The organism is Bradyrhizobium sp. CCBAU 51765 (genome assembly GCF_015291725.1).
In the GTDB taxonomy this organism is placed as follows: Bacteria; Pseudomonadota; Alphaproteobacteria; order Rhizobiales; family Xanthobacteraceae; genus Bradyrhizobium; species Bradyrhizobium liaoningense.
In genome coordinates this window covers 379731-404493 of sequence record NZ_CP030038.1, presented here as the reverse complement: position 1 = coordinate 404493, position 24763 = coordinate 379731, and the positions used below count along the sequence as shown (strand labels likewise).

Genomic DNA, 24763 nt, shown 5'->3' with positions numbered 1-24763 from the left:
GGCCTTAGCCTCCCTTGACGGCCTTCACGATCTTCTGCGCGGAATCGTCGAGATTGTCGCCCGCAACGACGTTCAGCCCGGATTCATCGATGATCTTCTTGCCGAGCTCGACATTGGTGCCTTCGAGGCGAACCACCAGCGGCACGTTGAGGCCGACTTCACGAACCGCCGCCGTGACGCCCTCGGCGATCACGTCGCACTTCATGATGCCGCCGAAGATGTTGACCAGGATGCCCTTCACGTTGGGATCGGCGGTGATGATCTTGAAGGCGGCCGCGACCTTCTCCTTGCTGGCGCTGCCGCCGACGTCGAGGAAGTTGGCCGGCGCCATGCCGTAGAGCTTGATGATGTCCATCGTCGCCATGGCAAGACCTGCGCCGTTGACCATGCAGCCGATGTTGCCGTCGAGCGTGACGTAGTTGAGGTCGTACTTGGACGCCTCGATTTCCTTGGCGTCTTCCTCGGTCTCGTCGCGCAGCGCGAGCACCTCGGGGTGACGGAACAGCGCGTTGTCGTCGAACGACACCTTGGCGTCGAGCACGCGGAGCTGGCCCTGCTTGGTCACCACCAGCGGGTTGATCTCCAGCATCGACATGTCCTTGGCGACGAAGGCGGCGTAGAGCTGCGCGGTGAGCTTCTCGGCCTGTTTGGCGAGATCGCCGGAGAGCTTCAGCGCGTTGGCGACGGTGCGGCCGTGATGGCCCATGATGCCGGTGGCGGGATCGACCGAGAAGGTCACGATCTTCTCGGGCGTGTTGTGCGCGACGTCCTCGATGTTGACGCCGCCTTCGGTCGACACGACGAACGAGACGCGCGAGGTTTCGCGGTCGACCAGGATCGAGAGGTAGAACTCCTTGTCGATGTCGGAGCCGTCCTCGACGTAGAGGCGGTTGACCTGCTTGCCGGCCGGGCCGGTCTGCACTGTCACGAGCGTCGCGCCCAGCATCTGCTTGGCGAATTCGGCGACCTCTGCGGCCGACTTGGCGATGCGGACACCGCCCTTGTCGCCGGCAGAGGCTTCCTTGAACTTGCCCTTGCCGCGGCCGCCGGCATGGATCTGGCTCTTCACCACCCAGACCGGGCCAGGCAGCGCCTTGGCCGCAGCTTCAGCGTCGGCGGCTTTGAGGACCGGGACGCCCTTGGAGATCGGCACGCCGAACTCGCCCAGCAGCGCTTTGGCCTGATATTCATGGATATTCATATGGTCGCTCCCTGAACCCGCGGGCGGTGACCTCATGGGCCCACCTCAGTCTTGTGGCTGGCATACCATATACCACAGGAACCGCAACCTGGATTCTTTGACTTCGAGATCTGGACTGCGCCGGAACCCGCCGGTCACGGGTTTCGGAAGTGAAACCGCCGAAGACCGGGTTTCGATCTTCGGCGGGGTATTGCTTGCGGCTTAGCGGCCGAGAAGATCGGGGGCGATCTTCTTGCAGGCATCGACCAGGCCCTGCACGGCACCGACCGACTTGTCGAAGGCCTCGCGGTCCTTGCCGGCGAGCTCGATCTCGACCACGCGCTCGACGCCCTTGGAGCCGATCACGACGGGGACGCCGACATACATGTCCTTCACGCTGTACTCGCCGTTGAGATAGGCGGCGCAGGGCAGCACGCGCTTCTTGTCCTTCAGATAGCTCTCGGCCATCGCGATCGCGGACGCGGCCGGGGCATAGAAGGCCGAGCCGGTCTTGAGCAGGTTGACGATCTCGGCGCCGCCGTTGCGGGTGCGGTCGACGATCTCGTCGAGGCGCGCCTGCGAGGTCCAGCCCATCTTGACGAGGTCGGGCAGCGGGATGCCGGCGACGGTGGAGTACTTCACCAGCGGCACCATGGTGTCGCCATGGCCGCCGAGCACGAAGGCGGTGACGTCCTCGACCGAGACGTTGAACTCGTCCGCCAGGAAGTAGCGGAAACGGGCCGAATCCAGCACGCCGGCCATGCCGACGACCTTCTTGTGCGGCAGGCCCGAGGCCTTCTGCAGCGCCCAGACCATGGCGTCGAGCGGGTTGGTGATGCAGATGACGAAGGCGTCGGGCGCGTACTTCTTGATGCCGGCGCCGACCTGCTCCATGACCTTGAGGTTGATGGAGAGGAGGTCGTCGCGGCTCATGCCCGGCTTGCGCGGCACGCCGGCGGTCACGATGCAGACCTTGGCGTTGTCGAGCGCCTCGTAGGAATTCGCGCCGCTGTAGTGCGCGTCGAAGCCGTCGACCGGCGAGGACTGCGCGATGTCGAGCGCCTTGCCCTGCGGCACGCCCTCGGCGATGTCGAACATCACCACGTCGCCCAGCTCTTTCAGGCCGATGAGATGAGCCAGCGTTCCGCCGATCTGACCGGAGCCAATCAAAGCAATCTTGTCGCGCGCCATGTGAACCTGTCCTTTAGACACGTAAGGAGGGGAAAACTGAGACGGGTGGTTATCCCTTTCGCCTCCCCCGTTCAAGTCGCCGAATGCCCAATTGTCGGGCTCGGCGCGGCCACGGGCACGCAGCCCTGTCATTCCGGGGCGTGCGGAGCACGAACCCGGAATCCATCGGACGGCAGAGTTCGTGGCGCAATGGATTCCGGGCCTGCGCCTGTCGGCGCATCCCGGAATGACGGCGGGGATAGGACTTAAGTCTCGACCAGGCCCTTGGTCGAGCCGCTGGCGGTGGAATCCTTGCGGCCGTGAGCCAGCGCCAGATAGGATTCCGAGCTCATCTCGATCAGACGCGAGGCCGTCCGCTTGAATTCCATGGCCTCAACGCCGTCATGGGCGAGGTAAAGCGAGATCGGGTTGGCGTCGGCTGAGGCCATCAACTTCACCGCATTGTCATAGAGCGTGTCGATCAGCGTGATGAAACGCTTGGCGGCGTTGCGCTGGGAGACGTCCATCACTGGAATATGGTCGACCAGGATGGTGTGATAGTCGTGCGCCAGCCTGAGGTAATCCGATGCGCCGAGCGGCTTCTCGCAGAGATCGGCGAAGGTGAACCGCGCCACGCCGTGGGCCGAGCACGGCACGTGCAAGGTACGGCCCTTGATGGTGATGTCGCGCGACTTGCATTTGGCGTTGCCGGTCATCTTGGCCCAGGCGCGGTCGAGCGCGGCGTCCGCATCGCCGTCGGCCGGCGTCAGCCACATCGGCACGCCCTGGAGCTTTTCGAGCCGGAAGTCGGTGCGCGCATCGAGCCGCGCGACGTCCATGTGGTCGGTGATCTGCTTGATGAAGGGCAGGAACAGCGACCGGTTCAGGCCGCCTTTGTAGAGATCGTCGGGCGCGACGTTCGAGGTCGCGACCACGACGGTGCCGAGCTCGAACAGTTTCGCGAACAGGCGTCCCAGGATCATCGCGTCCGCGATGTCGGTGACGTGGAATTCGTCGAAGCAGAGCAGCCAGCTCTCCTCGAAGATCGCATTCGCGGTCAGCGCGATGACGTCGCCGTCGGCGATCTCGCCGCGCGCGATGCTCTGGCGGTAGTCGTAGATGCGCTCATGCACGTCGGCCATGAATTCGTGGAAATGCGCGCGGCGCTTATGCTCGACATCGGAGTGCTGGAAGAACAGATCCATCAGCATGGTCTTGCCGCGGCCGACCTCGCCATGGATGTAGAGCCCGCGCGGCACATCGTCCCTGTCACCACCGCCGAACAGGCGGCTGAGCAGGCCCTGCTTCCGCCTGGGGCTGTAATTCGCAAGCCGCAGGTCCAGCGCCGCATAGGCCTCGGCGACCTCGGCCTGCGCGGCATCAGGCTCGATCGCGCCGGAGGCGATCTGGGCCTGATAGGCTTCGCTGAAGGGGGAACTGGGCGTGGAGAGCATGGCCCTTTACCGCCAGAGACCGGCGGAAATTGCAAGCCGTGAATTGGTGGACTGGCTATGCGGTTTCGTGTCCCGGACGCGCTGCAGCGCTCTTGCGCTGCTGCGCAGAGCCTGGACCCACTATTTCGTTCATCGCGGAGCGCTGGGCCCCGGCTCTACGGCCGGGGCACGAGAGCAACCCTAAGCACACAACTCGTAGGCGTCCTCGACCACATACGGTCCGCCGCCCGTCGATGCGCGCGACGAGAACAGCACGAAGCGCTCGGCCATGAATGCCTTGCTCGGGAAGTAGCCGCGCAGCGACAGATAGTCGGCGACGTCGCGGTCGGAGGCGTCGTGCAGGCGCGCCAGCGTCACATGCGGGATGTATTTGCGCCCTTCCGGATCAAGGCCGATCCGCTGCATCATGCGTTCGAGCTCGGCCTGCAATTCCATCAGCGGCTTGCTCGGCGCGATGGTGGCGACCACCGCGCGCGGCTTGCGGCCGCCGAAGCTCGTGAGCCCCTGCACCTTGACCTCGAACGGCTTGCGGTCGACGCGAAACAGCAAGGAGGCGATCTCGTTGGCGGAGGCGCCGTCGATATCGCCGATGAAGCGCAAGGTGACGTGATAATTTTCGGGATCGATCCAGCGGGCGCCGGGGAGGCCGCCCCTCAAGTTGGAAAGCGACTGGCCGATCTCGGCCGGAATCTCCAGACCCGTGAACAAACGCGGCATCGTTTCGCACTCCCGATGCTTGGGTACAGCCCTTGAGGCAAGGACCATATCCAAATTAGAGCCGGCGACGAATCACCGGTACCCTGATTCCTATCGCAGTTGTGTGACTCTGCGAAGCATCGCTCGCCTTACTCCGGTAAAACCCTGGGAATTAGGGTTAGCGCTGCCTGCTTTTCAACGCCGCTGCTCAGCGATCGTGCCGATGAATGCCTCCACGGTGGGCATGATGTTGCCGACGATGATGTCGACGCCTTCAGCCGTCGGATGGATGCCGTCGGCCTGGTTGAGCTTGGCGTCGGCGGCAACGCCTTCGAGGAAGAACGGATAGAGCGGCACGTCGAATTTTTTCGCCAGATCCGGATAAATCGAATTGAAGCGCGCGGCATAGTCGGCGCCGTAATTCGGCGGCGCCAGCATGCCGCAGAGCATCACCGCGATCTTGCGCGCCTTGAGCCGCTGGATGATGTCGGTCAGCGCGGCGCGCGTCAGGTCGGGATCGATGCCGCGTAGCGCATCGTTGGCGCCGAGCTCGACGATGACGCCATCGGTTCCATCGGGCACCGACCAGTCGAGCCGGTCGCGGCCGCCGGAGGAGGTGTCGCCGGACACCCCGGCATTGATCATGTCGACCTCTATACCTTTGGCCTGCAACGCTTTTTTGAGCTTCTGGGGGAACGCCTCCTGGGCCGGGAGGCCAAGGCCGGCGCTGAGGGAATCGCCGAGAACGACGAGCCTGATCGGCTTTGCGGCTTCTGCCCAGGCGGGGGGTGCGATCGTCATCAAAGCGAGCATCAACACGGCTATGTGCATGAACAATCCGTAACGCCCCTCGACCGCGCTATCGAAGTTGCCATATGACCGGACCATGGACACTCGCATCGACCCCTCTTCGCTCGCCGCTACCGCCGCGGACACCATCGCCATCTCCAACGTCAATCTCTCATTGGGCACGGGCGCGGCACGCGTTCACATCCTCAAGGATATCAGCCTGCGGGTCGCCTCGGGCGAGACGATCGGCCTGATCGGCCCGTCAGGCTCGGGCAAATCCACGCTGCTGATGGTGATGGCGGGGCTGGAGCGTCCTGATAGCGGAGAGGTGGTGGTATCAGGCACGCCTTTCAATGCCCTCGACGAGGACGCGCTGGCCCGCTTCCGCGGCCGCCAGGTCGGCATCGTCTTCCAGTCCTTCCATCTGATTCCAACCATGACGGCGCTGGAGAACGTCGCCGTGCCGCTTGAGCTTGCCGGCAATCCCGATGCTGCGCGGCGCGCGGCGCAGGAGCTGCAATCGGTCGGGCTCGGCGACCGCCTGCATCACTATCCCACGCAGCTTTCCGGCGGCGAGCAGCAGCGCGTTGCGCTCGCGCGCGCGCTGGCGCCCGATCCCGCGATCCTGGTCGCCGACGAGCCGACCGGCAATCTCGACGAGACAACCGGAAAACAGATCGTCGATCTCCTGTTCAGCAAGCACGCCGAGCGCGGCATGACGCTGGTGCTGGTCACGCACGATTCCTCGCTCGCGCATCGCTGCGATCGCGTCATCCGCCTGCGCTCGGGGCGCATCGACACGCAGTCTGCGCCGGCATGAGCGCGGCAGTCGAACCATTCGCGAGGCCGGGCGGCGTCGCGCTGTCGCTGCGCTACGCCCTGCGCGAATTGCGCGGGGGCCTGCGCGGCTTCTATGTCTTCATCGCCTGCATCGCGCTCGGCGTGATGGCGATCGCCGGCGTCGGCTCGGTGTCCGCGAGCCTCTCCGACGGCCTCGCGCGCGAAGGCCGCACGCTGCTCGGCGGCGACGTCTCCTTCGTATTGTTCCAGCGCGAGGCCAAGCCCGAAGAGGTCGCCTTCCTGCGCTCGCGCGGCACGCTGTCGACGGCGGCGACCTTGCGCGGCATGGCGCGCACGACCGACGGCAAGCTGGCGCTGGTCGAGATGAAGGCGGTCGACGACACCTATCCGTTGCTGGGACAGCTGACGCTGACACCGCCCCTGCCGATGTCCGACCTGCTCGCGGAGCGTGACGGCGCGTTCGGCGCCGCCGCCGATCCGACGCTGCTGGCGCGGCTCTCGCTGAGGACCGGCGACCGCGTCACCATCGGCTCGGCGACCTTCCAGATCCGCTCGACGGTCGAAGCCGAGCCCGACAAGCTCGCCGGAGGCATCGGCTTCGGGCCGCGCTTCCTGATCAGCGAGGCGGCCTTGCGCGCCACCGGCCTGATCCAGCCCGGCAGCCTGGTGCGCTGGGTCTACCGGGTCAAGCTGCCCGATGCCGCGAACAGCGAGCGCGCCACCGAAGCCTTCATCGCCGACGCCCGCAACGCCGCGCCGCAGGCCGGCTGGGAGATCCGCAGCCGCTCCAATGCCTCGCCGCAACTCGAGCGCAACATCAGCCGCTTCACGCAGTTCCTGACCCTGGTCGGCCTCGCCGCCCTTCTCGTCGGCGGCGTCGGCGTCGCCAATGCCGTGAAGAGCCATATCGACCGCCGGCTCGAGGTGATCGCGGCCCTCAAGGCCGTCGGCGCCACCGGGCGCGACGTCTTCGGCATCTATCTTGCGCAGGTCATACTGCTCGCAGGCATCGGCTCGGTGATCGGCCTCGCGCTCGGCGCCGCCATGCCGTTTGCGATCGTCGGCCTGTTCGGCAAGTTGCTCCCGCTGCCGGTGGTGCCGGCCGTGCATGCCGACGAGCTCACGCTGTCCTTCGTCTACGGCCTCTTGACCGCGCTCGCCTTCGGCCTGTGGCCGCTTGGCCGCGTGCACGACGTGCCGGTCGCCGCGCTGTTCCGCGACACCATCAGCTCGGAATGGCACCGGCCGCGCCTGGGCTATCTCCTGTTCATGGGGCTCGTGATCGCCCTGCTCATCGCGGTCGTGATCGGCCTCGCCTTCGACAAGCGCATCGCCGCGGTGTTCGTCGCCTCCTCAGTGGTCGTGTTCGTCCTGCTGCGCGGCATCGCCGCCCTGCTGATGACAATCGCGCGGCGGCTGCCGCGGACACGGCTGCCGATGCTGCGCCTGGCGATCGCCAACATCCACCGGCCGGGCGCGCTGACGCCCTCGGTCGTGCTGTCGCTGGGGCTCGGCCTCGCCGTGCTCGTCACCATCACCCAGATCGACGGCAATCTGCGCCGGCAGTTCCTCGCAGCTCTGCCCGATCAAGCGCCGTCCTTTTTCTTCATCGACATTCCGAGCGCGCAGGCCGAGCAGTTCGACCTCTATCTGCGCCAGATCGCACCCGGCGCGAAGGTCGAGGACGTGCCGATGCTGCGCGGGCGCATCGTCGCGGCGCGCGGCGTCCGCGCCGAGGAACTCAAGCCGACCACCGATTCCGAATGGGTGCTGCAGAGCGACCGCGGCCTGACCTACACCGGCGACCTGCCGAAAGGTTCCAAGGTGGTCGAGGGCGAATGGTGGAGCGCCGATTATTCCGGGCCGCCGCTGGTCTCGATGGAGAAGAAGATCGCCGACGGACTCGGCCTCAAGCTCGGCGACGAGATCGTGGTCAACGTGCTCGGCCGCGACATCCCGGCGAGAATCGGCAATCTGCGCACCATCGACTGGCAGGGGCTCGGCATCAACTTCGTCCTCGTCTTCTCGCCGAACGCCTTCAAGGGCGCCCCACATACCCATATCGCAACGCTGACCGAGGCCGGCGGCAATGCCGCGGGCGACGGCAAGATCATCAAGCAGGTGGCCGACGCCTATCCGATGGTGACGAGCGTGCGCGTGCGCGAGGTGATGGAGACGGTCGGCTCGGTGGTGACCAACCTGGCGCTGGCGATCCGCGGCGCCAGTGCCGTCACCCTGATCTCGGCGATCCTGGTGCTGGGCGGGGCGCTCGCAGCCGGCCACCGCCACCGGGTGTACGATGCGGTGATCCTGAAGACCCTGGGCGCGACGCGGCTGCGGCTGCTCGGCGCCTACGCGCTGGAGTACCTCCTGATCGGGCTCGCCACGGCGGTGTTCGGCGTGATCGCCGGCAGCATCGCAGCCTGGATGATCGTGACGCGGCTGATGACGCTCAGCTTCGTCTGGCAGGCCGGCAGCGCGGCCGGCGTGGTCGCGGCCGCCCTCGTGGTCACCGTCGGGCTGGGGCTCGCCGGCACGCTGCTGGCGTTGAACAAAAAGCCCGCGACGGTGTTGCGGAATTTGTGACAAAATGTAGCGGGCCGCCGCGCGGGAGCGGAATCGCACGATTCCTGCGATTAACCACGACTGCTCGTCTGGATTGTGGGTGAGGGCGACATTCGGCCGCGCGTGGACGGTTGCAGCGAATGTGTTAGTTTCCCACATATCGAATGGGTTCGGAGTCCCGATTGTTAGCCAAAATTTAGTCGGCTGGCATCGGCATCCGAGATAGAATTGACGAACCGGCGGCATGGCGACCCTCATGCCGGACCGGCCAACCAGCGGGATTTCGACCATGTCGGACCTAGACCGTAACTACGCTTCTCCTTTCGGCAGGGCCGCCGGGCGTGTTGACGCCGCGACGGTCGATGCCGGCCTGCGCGCCTACATGCTGCGCATCTACAACTACATGACCATTGGCCTGGCCATCACTGGCCTTGCCGCCCTCGGCGTCTACATGGCCGCCGTGACCGACGTTGCGACCCCGGAAGCGGTCCGCGTCGGCAAGCTGTTCCTGACGCCGTTCGGCTACGCCATGTTCGTCAGCCCCCTGAAGTGGCTGTTCATGCTCGCGCCGCTCGCGATGGTGTTCGTGATCTCGGCGGGCATCAACCGTCTCGCCCCCTCGACCGCCCAGATCCTGTTCTGGGTGTTCTCGGCGCTGATGGGCATCTCGCTGTCGTCGATCTTCCTGGTGTTCACGCACACCTCGATCGTGCGGGTGTTCTTCATCACCGCGGCGACCTTCGGTGCGCTGAGCCTGTACGGCTACACCACCAAGCGTGACCTCACCGGGATGGGCTCGTTCCTGTTCATGGGCCTGATCGGCATCGTCCTCGCCAGTCTGGTGAACCTGTTCCTGGCCAGCTCGATGCTGCAGTTCATCGTGTCGGTGGTCGGCGTGCTGGTGTTCTCGGGCCTCACCGCCTGGGATACGCAGCGGCTGAAGAACGACTACATCTACGGCTACGCCTCGGCCGGCGGTGACATCGCAGAGCGTGCGGCCATCACCGGCGCGCTGTCGCTGTACCTGAACTTCATCAACCTGTTCACGCTGCTGCTGCAGCTGCTCGGCCAGCGCGAGTAAGCGCAACGACGAGAGAGAACGGACACGACCCCCGGCCGAAAGGCCGGGGTTTTTGTTTGCGTAACACGCCGTCATGCCCGGGCTTGTCCCGGGCATGACGCATGCGGAAACAGCGTTGCTCGTTGCGATACCGCTGCTATCTTCCCGCCATGTCCGCACCCGAAATCAGGCCCACCACCGAGGCCGACCTTCCCGCCATCACCGCCATCTACCAGCAGGCCGTCCGCGAGGGCACGGCGACGTTCGAGCTGGAGCCGCCCGACCTCGCCGAGATGACGCGTCGCTACCGCACGCTGATCGACGGCGGCTATCCCTATTTCGTCGCCACGCTCGACCGCCGCGTCGCCGGCTATGCCTATGCCGGCGCCTACCGGCCGCGGCCGGCCTACCGCTTCACGGTGGAGAACTCGATCTATCTCGATCCCTCCTTCCACCGCCGCGGCGTCGGCTCGTTGCTGCTGGAACGGCTGATCACCGAATGCGAGGCGCGCGGCTTTCGCCAGATGATCGCGGTGATCGGCGATTCCGCCAACGCCGGATCGATCGGCCTGCACACCCGGTGCGGCTTCAAGATGATCGGCACACATCCCAATGTCGGGCTGAAATTCGGCCGCTGGCTGGACACGGTGATGATGCAGCTGGAGCTCGGCGAGGGCGCAAGCACGGTGCCGGGGACGTAGGGCAGCTCGTCATTCCGGGGCGCGACCAGGTCGCGAACCCGTAATCTCGACCTCGTATGGCTTATAACCTCTGGATTCTCGGGCGCACAATCGCGCGACGGAGTTCGCGCTTTGCGCGCCCCGGAATGACGCCGAAGGTCGTCACACCACCGCCAGCTTCCGATCGATCACCAGCAACACCCGCTCGAGCTCGTGGCCGCGGCGCAGGATCAACCCGGTGGCCGAGATCACGCTGTACATGCCCTGCTTGCGCGCGAGCCGCGGGTCCTTCTCGATGCGATAGATCGGCACTTCCGAGGCGCGGCGATAGACCGAGAACACGGCGCGGTCCTTCAGGAAGTCGATGGCGTAGTCGCGCCATTCGCCGTCGGCAACCATGCGGCCGTAGAGATTGAGAATCCGGTGCAACTCGAGCCGGTTGAACGTCACCCGGTTCGGCTGCGCATTCGCAGCGGCGGGGCGCGCCGCCGCGCGCTGCTCGCTCGGATCGGCATCCTCCGACATCAGGCTCATGGGAAGCGCCTCCTCATCGCATGCCATGACCGCGTCCGCGAAGACCGTCCCCGGAACCGCGCTCATGACAATTGCATGATTGCGCCAACCGTTCCGCGCCGCAAGGGGCTCAACCCACCGAATTGGCTGCGAGTCAGGGCACACGCAGGGGTGGAACTTTGTCGCGGCAAACCGTCACGGGATCGTTAGCAGGAATCATAGTATCGCCGCTTTTCCGCCCACCGCCCGCCGCCCTGCACTGCGATATAGAGTCCCGTGCGTTGACCCGGTCCTTTCGGTTCCGGATTCCTCAGCCCCCAGCCCCCCGGGGTCGAACAGGATCGGGTCTGTACGCACGGCAAGGAGGGCCAACGCAAGTTGGTCCTTTTTTGTTTGTGTCGGAATGTTTCCGGCGCTGTCATTCCGGGGCGCGCGAAGCGCGAGCCCGGAATCCACTTCTCAACTCGGATATTGGATCGATGGATTCTCAGGTGCGCAACTGCGCACCATCGTTCGCGCCAAGTGGCGCGCCGCGGAATGACGACTGATTGTCTTGAGAAATATCTGCGCTTCAGCGCAGCGACGTGTAGGCCGCACCAAGCATCGGGCCGGGCTTCTCCCGGCTGCCGTCCTGGACATAGACCACCGCGCCATCGACGCCGTCGCGCGTGAGGTTCTCGATCGGCACCGTCCAGCTTTCCGGACGGCCGGTCCAGTCGCCGACCTTGAGCAGGTTGCGCACCACGTTGTGATAGGTGACCTGCTGTCCGCGATTCTCGCCGCGGGTGATCGCGATCGGCACCGACTTGGCGATCGAGCAGATCCAGACCTCGCCGTGCGAGACCGCAGGCTCCTTGCTTTCGGCCACCGAGACGTTGATGTGCTTGCCCGACAGTGACATCGTCACCGGCACGCTCATCACGCCACTGCCCTTGTCGGTCTTGCCGATCGCATTCTCGATGCCGGCGCGATCGCTGCCGATGACATGCGTGGAGCCGTTGACGACGGCCTGCGGCGTGTAGACCTCGCGGTCGCCGCGCATGCGCGAATAGGCACGCTGCCGTGCGGAGAAGCGCGAGTCCGCCAGCGTGTCTTTCCAGCCGAGATAGTCCCAATAGTCGATCGGCATGCTCAACGCGATGATCGACGGGTCTTTCGAGAGATCGCCGATGATCTGGTCGGCGGGCGGGCAGGAGGAGCAGCCCTGCGAGGTAAACAATTCGACAACGGCGCGGGGATCAGCGTGCGCGGGGCGGATGACGGCGACGATCGCACAGATGCCGAGAGCTCCCGTCCAGAGGGCATTGGACCAGCGCGAAATCGGATGAGAAGCCGTCATTGTCGTCATGTCGAACGCCGCACACCATTGCTCGTGGGAAGGGGAATCTTATCGCCGGATGGTCACCGTAGTCTTACGGGGCGCAGTACATTCGTCCGTCCAGCCAACCGTCCAAAGGAAGGTTTTCCGCCGGGCGGGCCCATCTGAAACGTACCGCAAACGCGCGAAGGCGGCCTTTGATAGGCCGCCTTCGTTTGGGCTTCTACTCACTTCGCAGTGAGCCATCGTTCACAAATCCGCGCTTACGCCGCGAGCTTGCGCAGCACGTAGTGCAGGATGCCGCCGTTGCGGTAATAATCGAGTTCGTCCAGCGTATCGATGCGGCAGAGCAGCGAAACGCGCTGCAGCGAACCGTCGCCGGAGACGATCTCCGCGGTCAGCTTCTGGCGCGGCTTGAGGTCGCCGACGAGGCCACGCAGCGTGACCTTCTCGTCGCCCTTCAGGCCCAGCGACGACCACGAGGTGCCTTCCTCGAAGGTCAGCGGCAGCACGCCCATGCCGACCAGGTTGGAGCGGTGGATGCGCTCGAAGCTCTGGCAGATCACGGCGCGCACGCCGAGCAGACGCGTGCCCTTCGCGGCCCAGTCGCGCGAGGAGCCGTTGCCGTATTCGGCGCCGGCGAACACCACCAGCGGCACCTGCTCCTGCTGGTACTTCATCGCGGCGTCGTAGATCGACATCTGCTCGCCGTCGGGCCAGTGCTTGGTCAGGCCGCCTTCCGGAATGTTGCCGTCGGCGCCCTTCAGCATGAAGTTCTTGATGCGGATGTTGGCGAAGGTGCCGCGCATCATCACTTCGTGGTTGCCGCGGCGCGTGCCGTACTGGTTGAAGTCGGCCGGACGCACCTGGTGCTCGCTGAGATACTTGCCGGCGGGCGAGGTCAGCTTGATCGAACCGGCCGGCGAGATGTGGTCGGTGGTGATCTTGTCGCCGAACATGGCGAGGATGCGCGCCTCGACGATGTCGGTGACCGGCTCCGGCTCCTTCTTCATGCCTTCGAAATAGGGCGGGTTCTGCACATAGGTCGAGGACATGTTCCAGCGATAGGTCTCACTCTCGACCGTCTTGATCTTGCGCCAGTTGGTGTCGCCCTTGAACACGTCGGCATACTTCTTCTTGAAGATCGACGCGGTCACGAACTTCTTCATGAAGGCGTTGATCTCTTTCGTCGTCGGCCAGATGTCCTTCAGGTACACCGGCTTGCCGTCCTTGCCCTCGCCGAGCGGCTCGGCGGCAAGGTTCTTGGTGACGCTGCCGGCGAGCGCGTAGGCGACGACCAGCGGCGGCGAGGCCAAGTAGTTCGCCTGCACGTCCGGGGAGACACGGCCTTCGAAGTTGCGGTTGCCGGAGAGCACGGCGGCCGCGACGATGCCGTTGTCGTTGATCGATTTCGAGATTTCCTCCGGCAGCGGGCCGGAATTGCCGATGCAGGTGGTGCAGCCGAAGCCGACCAGGTTGAAGCCGACCTTGTCGAGATCAGCCTGAAGGCCGGAATTCGCAAGATATTCCGCAACCACCTGGCTGCCCGGCGCGAGCGAGGTCTTCACCCAGGGCTTGGCCTTCAGGCCCTTCTTCACCGCATTGCGGGCGAGCAGGCCGGCGCCGATCAGCACGCTCGGGTTCGAGGTGTTGGTGCAGGAGGTGATGGCGGCGATCACCACATCGCCATGACCGAGATCGAAGTTCTTGCCTTCGACCGTAAAGCGCTTGGCCGGCTCCTCGGCCTTCTTGTACTCGCTGGCGAGCGCGAGCGAAAAGCCCTCCGCGACCGTGGGCAGCGCGATGCGGCCTTCGGGCCGCTTCGGGCCGGCCAATGACGGCACCACGTCGCCGAGGTCGAGCGTCAGCGTCTCCGTGAACACCGGGTCGGGCGACTTGGCGGTGCGGAACAGGCCTTGCGCCTTGGCATAGGCCTGCACCAGCGCGACCCGCGCCGAGGCGCGGCCCGAGGTCTTGAGATAATCGAGCGCGGCGGCGTCGACCGGGAAGAAGCCGCAGGTCGCGCCATATTCGGGCGCCATGTTGGCGATGGTGGCCTTGTCCGCGACCGAGAGATGGTCGAGGCCCGGGCCGAAGAACTCGACGAACTTGCCGACCACGCCGAGCTTGCGCAGCATCTGCGTCACGGTCAGCACGAGGTCGGTGGCAGTGACGCCTTCCTTCAGCGCGCCCTTCAGCTTGAAGCCGACGACGTTGGGCAGCAGCATCGACAGCGGCTGGCCGAGCATGCAGGCTTCCGCCTCGATGCCGCCGACGCCCCAGCCGAGCACGGCAAGACCGTTGACCATGGTGGTGTGCGAATCAGTGCCGACGAGCGAGTCGGGATAGGCCACCTCGAAGGTGCCGGTCTTCTTGCCGACCGTCATCTTCTCCTTCCTGGTCCAGACCGTCTGGGCCAGATATTCGAGGTTGACCTGGTGGCAGATGCCGGTGCCGGGCGGCACGACCGAGAAGTTCGAGAACGCCTTCTGGCCCCACTTCAGGAACTCGTAGCGCTCCTGGTTCTGCTTGTATTCCTCGGTGACGTTCTTGCCGAAGGCCTTGTTGTCGCCGAAGAAGTTCACGATCACGGAGTGGTCGATGACGAGATCGACGGGAACCAGCGGGTTGATCTTCTCTGCGTCGCCGCCGAGCTTCTGCATCGCGTTGCGCATCGCGGCGAGGTCGACCACCGCGGGCACGCCGGTGAAGTCCTGCATCAGGACGCGCGCGGGACGGAAGGCGATCTCATGCTCCAGCGACTTCTTGCGCAGCCATTTCGACACCGCGACGATGTCTTCCTTCTTGACCGAGCGGCCGTCCTCGTTGCGCAGCAGGTTCTCGAGCAGGACCTTCATCGAATAGGGAAGTTTCGAAATCCCCTTCAGACCATTCTTCTCGGCCGTGGGCAGGCTGTAATACACATAGGTCTTGGCGCCGACCTTGAGGGTCTTTTTGCATTTGAAGCTGTCGAGCGAGGTCATGTAGGAGATCCCAATTGTTAGCTATACCCGGCAGGGTATTTTAACACCGTCAGCGTATCAGGCTGGGCCGCTTGCAGGGGCAGGTTGAGTTGCTGCATCAAGTAGTTCCGGGCTTATAGAAGCTTTCTAACGGCGCCGCCACAGCCACAATCGTGCCGCAGCAATCCGCGAGCCAAAAATTCCCATGCGCTACCCCAAGATTTCCTGAGGCCCGGCTTTGAGCGGGTCGAAACGAGGCGAGATGCGGCTTTCAGGTCATGGGCTCAGATGCGTGCGGGGCGGACGCGAGGTGTTCGCCGGCCTCGAATTCGCGGCCGCGTCGGGCGAAGCCTTGGCGGTGACGGGTCGCAACGGATCGGGCAAGACCTCGCTGCTGCGGCTGATCGCTGGCCTGCTCGTTCCCGCCGCCGGGACGATCGCGCTGGAAGGGGGCGACGCCGAGCTGACGGTGCCGGAGCAGTGCCACTATCTCGGCCATCGCGACGCCCTGAAGCCGGCCCTCAGCGTTGCGGAAAATCTGGCCTTCTGGGCTGATTTCTTGGGCGGGGAGCGCAGTGACGCGGCTGAAAGCCTCGCCAAAGTCGGCCTCGACCATGCCACCCATTTGCCCGCCGGCTTCCTCTCCGCCGGCCAGCGCCGCCGCCTGTCGCTGGCCCGGCTGCTGGCCGTGCACCGCCCGGTCTGGCTCCTGGACGAGCCGACCAATGCGCTGGATGTGACCGGCCAGGACATGTTTTCCGGATTGATGCGTGAACATCTTGGAGGGGGCGGCATGATCATCGCGGCGACCCATGCCCCGTTGGGGATCGATTCGCGGGAGCTGCGGATCGGGGGGACGGCGTGATTCCAGTGCACCCTCAGATTTCCTGCGCTCGGATAGAGGTACCGCGGCCGCCGTGGCAGCTACTTCGCTGGCATCGGATATCGCCGCGAGCTCCCTTGCCTCTCCCGCTTGCGGGAGAGGTCGGCGCGCAGCGCCGGGTGAGGGTTCTCTCCCCTGGGGAAGTCTTCGTTGTCGAGACATCCTCTCCCCAACCCTCCCCCGCGAGCGGGGGAGGGAGCGCACCACCCTTGGGGCACGACTGGAGTTCGCCATGACCGCCCTGTCCGCCCTGATCCGCCGGGACATCCGAATCGCGCTGCGCGTTGGCGGCGGGGCGCTGATCGGGGTGCTGTTCTTCCTGACCGTCGTCGTGCTGATGCCGTTTGCGGTGGGGCCGGATCTGGCGCTTCTGTCGCGGCTGGGGCCAGCGATCCTGTGGCTCGGCGCGCTGCTGGCGAGCCTGCTCACCCTGGACCGGCTGTTCATGGCCGACCATGAGGACGGCTCGCTCGACCTGATCACGATGAGCCGGACGCCGCTGGAACTCGCCTGCGCCGCCAAGGCGCTGGCGCATTGGCTGGCCGCCGGCCTGCCGCTGATTGTCGCAACCCCCGTGCTCGGCCTGTTGCTCAACCTCGACATGGTCGCAACCGGCGCAGTGGCGCTGACGCTGCTGGCGGGCACGCCGGCCCTGACCTTCACCGGCATGATCGGCGCGGCATTGGCTGTGACGCTGCACCGCGGCGGGCTGCTGATGGCCGTTCTCGTGCTGCCGCTGTCGATTCCCGTGCTGATCTTCGGCGTTGCGGCCTCGCAGGCCGTGATCGTCGGTCCCATGACGTTCGGGGCGCCGTTCTCGATCCTCTGCGCGCTGTCCCTGGTCAGCCTCGTCGTCGGCCCGTTCGCGGCGGCGGCGAGCCTGCGCCATGGTCTCGATTGAGATGGGCTCGACCGACCTTGACTCCGATCAATTTTCGCTGCGGCCTTTCGTGCTGATTGCCTGAGCGGCCCCCGGTGATTATCAGGATACCATGACGCTGATCGACCTCGCCAATCCGACACGGTTCCTCGCCCTGACGGCGCGGGTGTTGCCGTGGCTCGCGGCCGCGACCGTCATCCTGCTCGCGATCGGCCTCTATCAATCCGCGCTCGCGCCCGACGACTACCAGCAGGGCGCGACCGTGAAGATCATGTTCATCCACGTGCCCAATGCCTGGCTGTCGATGTTCGTCTGGGGCGTGATGAGCATTGCCTCGCTGGGCACGCTGGTGTGGCGGCATCCGCTCGCCGACGTCGCCGCCAAGGCTGCTGCTCCCATCGGCGCCGCCTTCACCTTCCTCGCGCTGCTCACGGGCTCGCTGTGGGGCCGGCCGATGTGGGGCACCTATTGGGAATGGGATGCGCGGCTGACCTCGGTGCTGATCCTGTTCCTGATGTATCTCGGCCTGATGGCGCTGTGGCGCGCGGTGGACGATCCCTCGCGCGCGGCGCGTGCGGCTGCGGTGCTCACCCTGGTCGGTGCCATCAACCTGCCCATCATCAAGTTCTCGGTCGACTGGTGGAACACGCTGCACCAGCCGGCCTCGGTGATGCGGATGGGCGGCTCGGCCCTCGACAAGTCGTTCCTGATTCCGCTGCTGGTGATGGCGATCGCGTTCACGCTGCTGTTCGTCACGCTGCACCTGGCTGCGATGCGCAACGAGATCCTGCGCCGCCGCGTCCGCTCGCTGCAGATGATGCAAGCCAGCCGCATCGCGTTCTCGAGCGAAAGCGGTTCGCGTGGTGAAAGCGCTTCAAACGAAGTCGGGGCCGCTTGATCATGTCGCTCGGTCCCTATGCCGCTTTCATCGTGACGTCCTATGCCGCGGCGGCCGCCGTGGTTGCGGTCCTGATCGGCTGGATCGTGCTCGATTATCGCAGCCAGACGCAGCGCTTGCGCGAACTGGAGGAGCGCGGCATCACCCGCCGTTCAGGCCGCAGCGCGACGGAGCTGCGATGAGCGAACAATCGACCTCCGCCCTGCCGCAGCGCCGCACCTTCCTGATGGTGCTGCCGCTGATCGCCTTCATCGGACTTGCGCTGCTGTTCTGGTTCCGGCTCGGCAGCGGCGATCCCTCGCGGATTCCCTCGGCACTGATCGGTCGGCCGGCGCCGCAGACGGCGCTGCTGCCGCTGGACGGATTGCAGGACAACGGCACCCAGGTGCCGGGGCTCGATCCCGCCGCGTTCAAGGGCAAAGTCAGTCTGGTCAACGTCTGGGCGTCCTGGTGCGTGCCGTGCCATGACGAGGCGCCGCTCCTGACCGAACTCGCCAAGGACAAGCGCTTCCAACTGGTCGGCATCAATTACAAGGACGCCTCCGACAATGCGCGCCGCTTCCTCGGCCGCTACGGCAACCCGTTCGGCCGCGTCGGCGTGGACGCGAACGGCCGCGCCTCGATCGAATGGGGCGTCTATGGCGTGCCGGAAACCTTCGTCGTCGGGCGCGAGGGCACCATCGTCTACAAGCTGGTGGGGCCGGTCACGCCGGACAATCTGCGGACGGTGCTGATGCCGCAGATGGAGAAGGCGCTGAAGGCGGGGAGCTGATCACGGCTCTCGTGCGACACACTCAACTGTCATCGCCCGACTTGATCGGGCGATCCAGTATTCCAGAGACGTCAGACGTATACGGAGAAGCCGCAGCGTACCGGATTCCCCGCTTTCGCGGGGAATGACAGCGGTATGTGGGTCGACGTTTCGCCCTACCCCTTGCTCACATCCCCCGCCTCCGCCTCGCTGGTCTCCAGCGATACCGGCGCGAGGTGGTAGCGCTTGGTCAGCGGCATCTGGGCGATGGCGAAGATCATCGTGATGGGCGTCACGCCGAACACCTTGAAGTTCACCCAGAAGTCGGTGCTCTGGGTGCGCCAGACGATCTCGTTCAGCACGGCCATGCCTGCGAAGAACAACGCCCAGCGCAGTGTGAGGATGCGCCAGCCCTGCGGGGTCAGGTTGAATACCTGGTCGAACATCACGGCAATGAAGGAGCGGCCGAACAACAGGCCGCCACCGAGGATCGCCGCGAACAGGCCGTAGATGATGGTCGGCTTGACCTTGATGAAGGTCTCGTCGTGCAGCACCAGGGTCAGCGTGCCGAACACCAATACGATCACGCCCGTCACGATCGCCATGATCGGGATGTGGCGCGTCACCACATAGGAGGCGACCATCGCCACCACAATCGCGACCATGAATGCGCCGGTCGCGGCGAACAGATTGAACTTCGCATTGACGAAGAAGAACACGAGGAGCGGACCGAGCTCGGTCGCGAGCTTGAACAGCGGATGCGGCTGGGTCTTGTCCATTCTTCAGCTCTCGATTCCGGCGATGGCGCGGGCGAAGTCACGCGCGGTGAACGGCGCGAGATCGTCGACGCCTTCGCCGACGCCGATGAAATGCACCGGCAGTTTGAATTTCTCCGCGAGCGCCACCAGGATGCCGCCGCGCGCCGTGCCGTCGAGCTTGGTCATCACGAGGCCGGTGACCCCGGCGGTGCGATGGAAGGCCTCGACCTGCGACAGCGCGTTCTGGCCGACGGTCGCGTCCAGCACCAGCAGCACCGCATGCGGCGCGGTTGCGTCCACCTTGCGGATGACGCGCACGACCTTTTCGAGCTCGTTCATCAGCTCGGCCTTGTTCTGCAGGCGGCCGGCGGTGTCGATCAGGAGCACGTCGATGTTCTGCTCCTTCGCCGCCGTCAGCGCGTTGAAGGCGAGGCTTGCCGAATCGGAGCCCTGCGCACCTGATATGACGGGCGTCTTCGTCCGCTCGCCCCAGACCTTGAGCTGCTCGATCGCCGCTGCGCGAAAGGTGTCGCCGGCGGCCAGCATCACCTTGCGGCCCTCGGACGCGAATTTCTGCGAGAGCTTTCCGATCGTCGTGGTCTTGCCGGAGCCGTTGACGCCGACGACGAGAATGACGAACGGCTTCCTGCCAACATCGATCTCGAGTGGCTTCGCGACCGGCGCCAGCACCTTCTCGACCTCGGTCGCGACGACGTCCTTGACTTCGTCGGCCGAGATCGCCTTGTCATACCGTCCCGTGCCGACCGCGTCCGCGATCCGGACCGCGACCTGCGTGCCGAGATCGGCGCGCAAGAGCACGTCCTCGATGTCGTCGAGCATGGCGCGGTCGAGCTTGCGCTTGGTGACGAGGTCGGCGACCGCGGTCCCCAGCGAGGACGACGTGCGCTTCAGCCCGTTGGACAGGCGGCGCCACCAGCTCAGCTTGGGGGTCTCGGAAGTGGTATCGTTCATGGAGGCGTGTTAGCCGTTCCCGCTTCCAAACGAAAGTCTTGCAATTGCTCGATGTTCCCGAATTGACCGCCGAGGAGATTTTGTCGCGCGTGCTCCATCGCGACGGGCTGATGCTGGTCATCAACAAGCCGGCCGGCCTTCCCGTGCATCGCGGCCCCAAGGGCGGGCCGAACCTCGAGGATTCCTTCGACGCGCTGCGTTTCGGCCTGCCGCGGCCGCCGGTGCTGGCTCACCGGCTCGACAAGGACACCTCCGGCTGTCTCGTGCTCGGACGCCATCGCAAGGCGACCGCATCGCTCGGCCTGCTCTTCAAGCACGGCAAGATCGGCAAAACCTACTGGACCGTGGTCGAGGGCGGCCCCGCTGAAGACGAAGGCACCATCGACATGCCGCTCGGCCGGCTCAATGCCGAGCGCGGCTGGTGGCAGAAGCCCGACCCGGAAGGGCAGAAGGCCATCACCAACTGGAAGGTGATGGGCCGGGGCGAGGGCGTGACCTGGCTCGCCATGGAACCCGTCACCGGCCGGACCCACCAATTGCGGGTGCATGCGGCCGCGACCGGCTGGCCGATCTTCGGCGATAACATTTACGGCAACGGCCCGCGCTTCGGCGAGCCGAAGCTGCACCTGCATTCCCGCGAGATCGTGGTGCCGATCTCCCGGAACAAGGAGCCGATCCGCGTCGTGGCGCCGGCCCCGCCGCACATGCACGAGAAGCTCCGGGCTTGCGGGTGGAATGGGGAATAAAGCCCGCCTCAGCACAGCAGGGCCGCGAGTTGCGCGCGGATTGCGCCGCGGGCTTTCTTACCTCTCCCGCTTGCGGGAGAGGTCGCGCCAAAGGCGCGGGTGAGGGCTTTCTCTTCTTGGGGATTGTCCCGTTGCGGAGACACCCTCTCCCCAACCCTCTCCCGCAAGCGGGAGAGGGGGCGCAGCTCCGCCGCGGCGACATCTCGCCGAAGCAACTCCGTCCGTGCCATGGTTTACCAAACCTTCAGCGCTCGCCTCTAATGATAGCGGTTGCTTAGAACAAGCTCCCGTAACCGCTCAGGACGAGCCGCGCGTGATGTCCAAGGCCCAGCTATCGATCATCGACGAGGTCGAATCCGCGATTCGGGCAGGCTCGCCGGAAAAGGGGCTGGAGACGGCCCGCCGCGTCACCGACCTGTTCCTGTCTTCCGCCGGCAGCTTTGACGACGAGCAGATCGCACTGTTCGACGACGTGCTCGAGCGCCTGATCGGCACCATCGAGCTGCGCGCCATCGCCGACATGGGCGCACGCATCGCGCTCGCCGAGATCAGCGCCCAGCTCGCGCCGGTCGCGCAGGCACCGCCGTCCGTGATCCGCCGCCTCGCCAACAATGACGAGATCCGCATCGCCGGTCCCGTGCTGCAGGAATCCGCGCGCCTCGACGACGGCCAGCTGGTGAAGATCGCCTCCAGCAAGGGCGAGCCGCATCTGCTCGCGATGGCCGGGCGCTGGTGGCTGAAGGAGATCGTCACCGACGCGCTGCTGGCGCGCCGCTATCCCAGCGTCAGCCGGCGGCTCGCCGCCAATCCCGGCGCGCGCGTTTCCGGAGGCGGATTTGCCGTCATCGTCGGACAGGCCGAGAGCGATCCGGAGCTCGCCGTCAGCGTCGGCGTTCGGGTCGATTTGCCATCGGATCTGCGCCACCAATTGCTGCGCTCGGCGACGGATGCCGTGCGCGCCCGCCTGTTGTCGCGCGCGCCGCCGCATCTGTTCGAGGAGATCCGGAGCGCGATCGCCGCCGTCACCATCGGCGTCGAGCGCGAGATGTCCGGCGTCCGTGATTTCGAAGGCGCCAAGCGCGCCATCGCAGGTCTCAAGGCGACCGGCCAGCTCGACGAGGCGGCGTTGCTCGGCTTCGCCAGACAACGGCGCTATGAGGAGACGGTGGCGACCCTTGCGGCGCTATCCGGGTCGACGGTCGAGGTGATTCGCCCCCTGATGCAGAGCGTGCGCGACGACGGCCTGCTGGTGCCATGCAAGGCCGCGCAGCTCAGCTGGGAGACGACAGGAGCCGTGCTCGAAAGTCGATTCACGACGGGCGCGATGAAGCCGGCCGATCTCGCCAGGGCGCGGGATCATTTTGCGGGAATGACGACGGAGGACGCGCGGCGCACGCTGCGGTTCTGGCAGGTGCGGGCGTCGTAGGAGGCGCGCGCTCCAGTCACGGCGTATCCACACCCTCAGTGTCGTGCCTGCGGGCGTAGGGACGACGCTGAGGATAGAGCGCGGAGCAACTTACCGCAGCCCGACTATGCGGTCAGCCGCTCGCCATCGCTGCCGGCAATCGTCAGCGGCACCACGCTGCCGACCCGCCCGCCCGCAACAGCCACCGGCAGATAATGTTCCGTGCGGCCCTGCCCCGCGCTCTCGATCAGCACATCACGCGTCGCACCGACCTCGGCATGCAGCCGCTTCCGCAGTGCGGCTTCACCGGCTGCGCGCAATTGTCTCGCGCGCTCCTTGATTTCCGGTCCCGCAACCTGCGGCATCCGCGCCGCCGGCGTGCCGGGACGCGGCGAATAGGGAAAGACGTGGAGGAACGTCAGGCCGCATTCCTCGACGAGGTCGAGCGAATGCGAGAACATCTCCTCCGTCTCGGTCGGAAAGCCCGCGATGATGTCAGCGCCGAAGGCGATGTCCGGGCGCAGACGGCGGACCTGGTCGCAGAACGCGATCGCATCCTGCCGCGAATGCCGCCGCTTCATGCGCTTCAGGATCATGTCGTCGCCCGATTGCAGCGACAGGTGCAGGTGCGGCATCAGCCGCGAATCGCCAGCGATGGCGTCGAGCAGATCGCTGTCGGCCTCGATCGAATCGATCGAGGAGATGCGCAGGCGCTTCAGCTCCGGCACATGCCGCAAGATCTGCCTGGTCAGCATGCCGAGCTTCGGCGCGCCCGGCAGATCGGTGCCGTAGCTGGTGAGGTCGACGCCGGTCAGCACGATCTCGGCATGACCACGCTCGACCAGTGTCCGGACCTGCTCCACCACGGCACCCATCGGCACCGAGCGCGAATTGCCGCGGCCGAACGGGATGATGCAGAAGGTGCAGCGATGGTCGCAGCCGTTCTGCACCTGCACGAACACCCGCGGCAGGCCGCTCGCATAGCCGTCGACGAGGTGCGGCGCCATCTCCCTGATAGCCATGATGTCGCTGACGGCGATCTTCCCGCTGGCGCCGACGTCGAACGCCGCCTGCGTCGCGCGCCACGCTTCGCCGCGCAGCTTGTCGTCATTGCCGACGACACGATCGACCTCGACCATGTCGGCGAACATCGCAGCTTGCGTCTGCGCGGCACAGCCGGTGACGACGATGCGCGCACCGGGCCGCTCGCGCTTCAATTTGCGGATCGACTGGCGCGCCTGCGCCACCGCCTCGTTGGTGACGGCGCAGCTGTTGATGACGATGGTGTCGGAAAGGCCTGCGTCCTCAGCCTTGCTGCGGATTACCTCGGCCTCGAAGGCATTGAGGCGGCAGCCGAAGGTGACGACCTCGACGCCCATCACGCGACGGGCGCGAACAGCGCCGGATCGAAACGGCCCTCATATTCGAAGGTCGCCGTGCCGGTCATCAGCACGTGATCGTCGCGCTCGCGCCATTCGATGCCGAGCTTGCCGCCGGGCAGCGTGATCTCGACCTTGCGCTCGGCGCGCTTCAGCCGCGCCGCGGCGACGGCCGTGGCGCAAGCCGCCGACCCGCACGCCCTGGTCAGGCCGGCACCGCGTTCCCAGGTGCGGATCGTGATGTGCTTGTCATCGACGATATGGGCGAGCGTGATGTTGGCGCGCTCGGGGAAGATCGGATGGTTTTCCAGCAATGGGCCGAAGCGGCCGAGATCATAGGCGTCGACGTCCTCGACCCAGAACACCGCATGCGGATTGCCCATGCTCACCACGGAGGGCGAATGCAGGATCGGATTGTCGATCGGCCCGATCTGCAATTCGATGTAGCGGGTGTCGCGAAACTCTTCCGCCAGCGGGATGTCCTGCCAGCCGAACTTCGGCACACCCATATCCACGGTGTAGAGATCGGCCGCTGGGCCCTGCCAGGCATTGAGCAGGCCGGCGGCCGTTTCGAAGGTCGCATTGGTCTGCCCGGTCTTCTCGAAGATGCGGCGCACCACGCAGCGCATGCCGTTGCCGCAGGCGCCGGCCTCCGAGCCGTCATTGTTGTAGATGCGGATGAAGGCTTCGGTACCGTCCAGCCGCGGCTTCTGCAGCACCATGAGCTGATCATAGGCGATGCCGCCTTGCGCAGACGCCACCGCCCGCGCATCGTCCGGCGTGACCGGCCCCGCGGAATCGCGCATGTCGACAACGACGATCTCGTTGCCGATGCCGTTCATCTTGGCAAATGCGTGGTTGGCCAGCGCGCTCATGAAAATTCCCGAATTTCGCCCGCCTTA

23 protein-coding genes are annotated in these 24763 nt (G+C 65.6%); 11 read left to right on the top strand and 12 right to left on the bottom strand.

The genetic code is table 11. From position 1 onward, the window contains the following. Window positions 1–4: 4 nt before the first annotated feature. The 5 genes from sucC to XH96_RS01880 all read right to left on the bottom strand — a co-directional run bounded on the left by sucC (window position 5) and on the right by XH96_RS01880 (window position 5331). A complete protein-coding gene (gene sucC, locus XH96_RS01900; protein WP_194390812.1) occupies window positions 5–1201 on the bottom strand; it encodes an ADP-forming succinate--CoA ligase subunit beta in 1197 nt (398 codons plus the stop codon). A 201-nt stretch (window positions 1202–1402) separates the two neighbouring features. Then, window positions 1403–2371, bottom strand: a complete 969-nt coding sequence (gene mdh / locus XH96_RS01895; protein ID WP_028177733.1) for a malate dehydrogenase — start codon at window positions 2369–2371, stop codon at window positions 1403–1405. Window positions 2372–2616: 245 nt separating this feature from the next. Further along, the gene (zapE, locus tag XH96_RS01890) at window positions 2617–3804 is read right to left on the bottom strand and encodes a cell division protein ZapE (protein ID WP_194390811.1); all 1188 of its coding nucleotides are present in this window, start codon (window positions 3802–3804) and stop codon (window positions 2617–2619) included. Between the two features lie 180 nt (window positions 3805–3984). Beyond that, on the bottom strand, window positions 3985–4521 hold the full coding sequence (gene thpR, locus XH96_RS01885) for an RNA 2',3'-cyclic phosphodiesterase (RefSeq protein WP_194390810.1): 537 nt from the start codon (window positions 4519–4521) through the stop codon (window positions 3985–3987). Between the two features lie 174 nt (window positions 4522–4695). After that, on the bottom strand, window positions 4696–5331 hold the full coding sequence (locus XH96_RS01880; protein ID WP_194393997.1) for an arylesterase: 636 nt from the start codon (window positions 5329–5331) through the stop codon (window positions 4696–4698). 55 nt (window positions 5332–5386) lie between these two features. On the opposite strand from XH96_RS01880, the gene XH96_RS01875 reads away from it, so the two are divergent. The 4 genes from XH96_RS01875 (at window position 5387) to XH96_RS01860 (ending at window position 10416) form a co-directional block, all read left to right on the top strand. Further along, complete coding sequence (locus XH96_RS01875; RefSeq protein ID WP_194390809.1) at window positions 5387–6109, top strand: ABC transporter ATP-binding protein; 723 nt, start codon at window positions 5387–5389, stop codon at window positions 6107–6109. Continuing rightward, entirely contained in the window at window positions 6106–8676 is a 2571-nt protein-coding gene (locus XH96_RS01870; RefSeq protein ID WP_194390808.1) for an ABC transporter permease, read from the top strand. The genes XH96_RS01875 and XH96_RS01870 overlap by 4 nt, the downstream gene beginning before the upstream one ends. Window positions 8677–8944: 268 nt before the next feature. Beyond that, on the top strand, window positions 8945–9736 hold the full coding sequence (locus tag XH96_RS01865; RefSeq protein WP_028177739.1) for a Bax inhibitor-1/YccA family protein: 792 nt from the start codon (window positions 8945–8947) through the stop codon (window positions 9734–9736). A gap of 149 nt (window positions 9737–9885) precedes the next feature. Beyond that, entirely contained in the window at window positions 9886–10416 is a 531-nt protein-coding gene (locus XH96_RS01860; RefSeq protein ID WP_194390807.1) for a GNAT family N-acetyltransferase, read from the top strand. A 141-nt stretch (window positions 10417–10557) separates the two neighbouring features. Here the strand turns inward: XH96_RS01860 and XH96_RS01855 are convergent, their stop codons facing one another. From XH96_RS01855 to acnA, 3 genes are all read right to left on the bottom strand, one after another. Then, on the bottom strand, window positions 10558–10929 hold the full coding sequence (locus XH96_RS01855) for a DUF2794 domain-containing protein (RefSeq protein ID WP_028177741.1): 372 nt from the start codon (window positions 10927–10929) through the stop codon (window positions 10558–10560). Between the two features lie 550 nt (window positions 10930–11479). Further along, window positions 11480–12256: a thioredoxin family protein gene (locus XH96_RS01850; RefSeq protein WP_194390806.1), complete on the bottom strand. Its 777-nt coding sequence runs from the start codon at window positions 12254–12256 to the stop codon at window positions 11480–11482. A 233-nt stretch (window positions 12257–12489) separates the two neighbouring features. Beyond that, window positions 12490–15210 (bottom strand): aconitate hydratase AcnA, encoded by a 2721-nt coding sequence (gene acnA / locus XH96_RS01845; protein ID WP_194390805.1) that lies wholly within the window; start codon window positions 15208–15210, stop codon window positions 12490–12492. Between the two features lie 241 nt (window positions 15211–15451). Here acnA and ccmA point away from each other — a divergent pair, with 241 nt between their 5' ends. The 5 genes from ccmA to XH96_RS01820 all read left to right on the top strand — a co-directional run bounded on the left by ccmA (window position 15452) and on the right by XH96_RS01820 (window position 18622). Continuing rightward, window positions 15452–16054, top strand: coding sequence for a heme ABC exporter ATP-binding protein CcmA (gene ccmA / locus XH96_RS01840; protein ID WP_194390804.1), 603 nt, complete (start codon window positions 15452–15454; stop codon window positions 16052–16054). Window positions 16055–16304: 250 nt separating this feature from the next. After that, window positions 16305–16973 (top strand): heme exporter protein CcmB, encoded by a 669-nt coding sequence (gene ccmB / locus XH96_RS01835; RefSeq protein ID WP_061880182.1) that lies wholly within the window; start codon window positions 16305–16307, stop codon window positions 16971–16973. A 91-nt stretch (window positions 16974–17064) separates the two neighbouring features. Beyond that, complete coding sequence (locus XH96_RS01830) at window positions 17065–17850, top strand: heme ABC transporter permease (protein WP_194390803.1); 786 nt, start codon at window positions 17065–17067, stop codon at window positions 17848–17850. After that, the gene (ccmD, locus tag XH96_RS01825; RefSeq protein ID WP_194390802.1) at window positions 17847–18032 is read left to right on the top strand and encodes a heme exporter protein CcmD; all 186 of its coding nucleotides are present in this window, start codon (window positions 17847–17849) and stop codon (window positions 18030–18032) included. Before XH96_RS01830 ends, ccmD begins: the two co-directional genes overlap by 4 nt. Further along, a complete protein-coding gene (locus XH96_RS01820) occupies window positions 18029–18622 on the top strand; it encodes a DsbE family thiol:disulfide interchange protein (RefSeq protein ID WP_194390801.1) in 594 nt (197 codons plus the stop codon). The genes ccmD and XH96_RS01820 overlap by 4 nt, the downstream gene beginning before the upstream one ends. Window positions 18623–18777: 155 nt before the next feature. Here XH96_RS01820 and XH96_RS01815 read toward each other — a convergent pair whose 3' ends face one another. Together XH96_RS01815 and ftsY are read right to left on the bottom strand one after the other, a co-directional pair. Continuing rightward, window positions 18778–19380 (bottom strand): septation protein A, encoded by a 603-nt coding sequence (locus XH96_RS01815; protein ID WP_028177749.1) that lies wholly within the window; start codon window positions 19378–19380, stop codon window positions 18778–18780. Window positions 19381–19383: 3 nt separating this feature from the next. Then, window positions 19384–20331 (bottom strand): signal recognition particle-docking protein FtsY, encoded by a 948-nt coding sequence (ftsY, locus tag XH96_RS01810; protein WP_194390800.1) that lies wholly within the window; start codon window positions 20329–20331, stop codon window positions 19384–19386. Between the two features lie 44 nt (window positions 20332–20375). On the opposite strand from ftsY, the gene XH96_RS01805 reads away from it, so the two are divergent. Next, window positions 20376–21077 (top strand): RluA family pseudouridine synthase, encoded by a 702-nt coding sequence (locus XH96_RS01805; protein ID WP_194393996.1) that lies wholly within the window; start codon window positions 20376–20378, stop codon window positions 21075–21077. Between the two features lie 316 nt (window positions 21078–21393). Further along, on the top strand, window positions 21394–22503 hold the full coding sequence (locus tag XH96_RS01800) for a DUF2336 domain-containing protein (RefSeq protein WP_194390799.1): 1110 nt from the start codon (window positions 21394–21396) through the stop codon (window positions 22501–22503). A gap of 104 nt (window positions 22504–22607) precedes the next feature. Here XH96_RS01800 and mtaB read toward each other — a convergent pair whose 3' ends face one another. Together mtaB and dapF are read right to left on the bottom strand one after the other, a co-directional pair. After that, window positions 22608–23861, bottom strand: coding sequence for a tRNA (N(6)-L-threonylcarbamoyladenosine(37)-C(2))-methylthiotransferase MtaB (mtaB, locus tag XH96_RS01795; RefSeq protein ID WP_194393995.1), 1254 nt, complete (start codon window positions 23859–23861; stop codon window positions 22608–22610). Next, complete coding sequence (dapF, locus tag XH96_RS01790) at window positions 23861–24736, bottom strand: diaminopimelate epimerase (protein WP_194390798.1); 876 nt, start codon at window positions 24734–24736, stop codon at window positions 23861–23863. The genes mtaB and dapF overlap by 1 nt, the downstream gene beginning before the upstream one ends. Window positions 24737–24763: the final 27 nt, after the last annotated feature.

What these genes read in the sequence shown, in the direction of transcription:
- XH96_RS01855 (WP_028177741.1), bottom strand. Translation starts at nt 10,929, where the DNA reads ATGAGCCTGATGTCGGAGGATGCCGATCCGAGCGAGCAGCGCGCGGCG.
- XH96_RS01865 (WP_028177739.1), top strand. Translation starts at nt 8,945, where the DNA reads ATGTCGGACCTAGACCGTAACTACGCTTCTCCTTTCGGCAGGGCCGCC.
- XH96_RS01850 (WP_194390806.1), bottom strand. Translation starts at nt 12,256, where the DNA reads ATGACGACAATGACGGCTTCTCATCCGATTTCGCGCTGGTCCAATGCC.
- zapE (WP_194390811.1), bottom strand. Translation starts at nt 3,804, where the DNA reads ATGCTCTCCACGCCCAGTTCCCCCTTCAGCGAAGCCTATCAGGCCCAG.
- XH96_RS01830 (WP_194390803.1), top strand. Translation starts at nt 17,065, where the DNA reads ATGACGCTGATCGACCTCGCCAATCCGACACGGTTCCTCGCCCTGACG.
- acnA (WP_194390805.1), bottom strand. Translation starts at nt 15,210, where the DNA reads ATGACCTCGCTCGACAGCTTCAAATGCAAAAAGACCCTCAAGGTCGGC.
- ccmA (WP_194390804.1), top strand. Translation starts at nt 15,452, where the DNA reads ATGCGGCTTTCAGGTCATGGGCTCAGATGCGTGCGGGGCGGACGCGAG.
- XH96_RS01870 (WP_194390808.1), top strand. Translation starts at nt 6,106, where the DNA reads ATGAGCGCGGCAGTCGAACCATTCGCGAGGCCGGGCGGCGTCGCGCTG.
- thpR (WP_194390810.1), bottom strand. Translation starts at nt 4,521, where the DNA reads ATGCCGCGTTTGTTCACGGGTCTGGAGATTCCGGCCGAGATCGGCCAG.
- mdh (WP_028177733.1), bottom strand. Translation starts at nt 2,371, where the DNA reads ATGGCGCGCGACAAGATTGCTTTGATTGGCTCCGGTCAGATCGGCGGA.
- XH96_RS01820 (WP_194390801.1), top strand. Translation starts at nt 18,029, where the DNA reads ATGAGCGAACAATCGACCTCCGCCCTGCCGCAGCGCCGCACCTTCCTG.
- ccmB (WP_061880182.1), top strand. Translation starts at nt 16,305, where the DNA reads ATGACCGCCCTGTCCGCCCTGATCCGCCGGGACATCCGAATCGCGCTG.
- mtaB (WP_194393995.1), bottom strand. Translation starts at nt 23,861, where the DNA reads ATGGGCGTCGAGGTCGTCACCTTCGGCTGCCGCCTCAATGCCTTCGAG.
- XH96_RS01880 (WP_194393997.1), bottom strand. Translation starts at nt 5,331, where the DNA reads ATGCACATAGCCGTGTTGATGCTCGCTTTGATGACGATCGCACCCCCC.
- XH96_RS01875 (WP_194390809.1), top strand. Translation starts at nt 5,387, where the DNA reads ATGGACACTCGCATCGACCCCTCTTCGCTCGCCGCTACCGCCGCGGAC.
- XH96_RS01815 (WP_028177749.1), bottom strand. Translation starts at nt 19,380, where the DNA reads ATGGACAAGACCCAGCCGCATCCGCTGTTCAAGCTCGCGACCGAGCTC.
- ftsY (WP_194390800.1), bottom strand. Translation starts at nt 20,331, where the DNA reads ATGAACGATACCACTTCCGAGACCCCCAAGCTGAGCTGGTGGCGCCGC.
- XH96_RS01860 (WP_194390807.1), top strand. Translation starts at nt 9,886, where the DNA reads ATGTCCGCACCCGAAATCAGGCCCACCACCGAGGCCGACCTTCCCGCC.
- sucC (WP_194390812.1), bottom strand. Translation starts at nt 1,201, where the DNA reads ATGAATATCCATGAATATCAGGCCAAAGCGCTGCTGGGCGAGTTCGGC.
- XH96_RS01800 (WP_194390799.1), top strand. Translation starts at nt 21,394, where the DNA reads ATGTCCAAGGCCCAGCTATCGATCATCGACGAGGTCGAATCCGCGATT.
- dapF (WP_194390798.1), bottom strand. Translation starts at nt 24,736, where the DNA reads ATGAGCGCGCTGGCCAACCACGCATTTGCCAAGATGAACGGCATCGGC.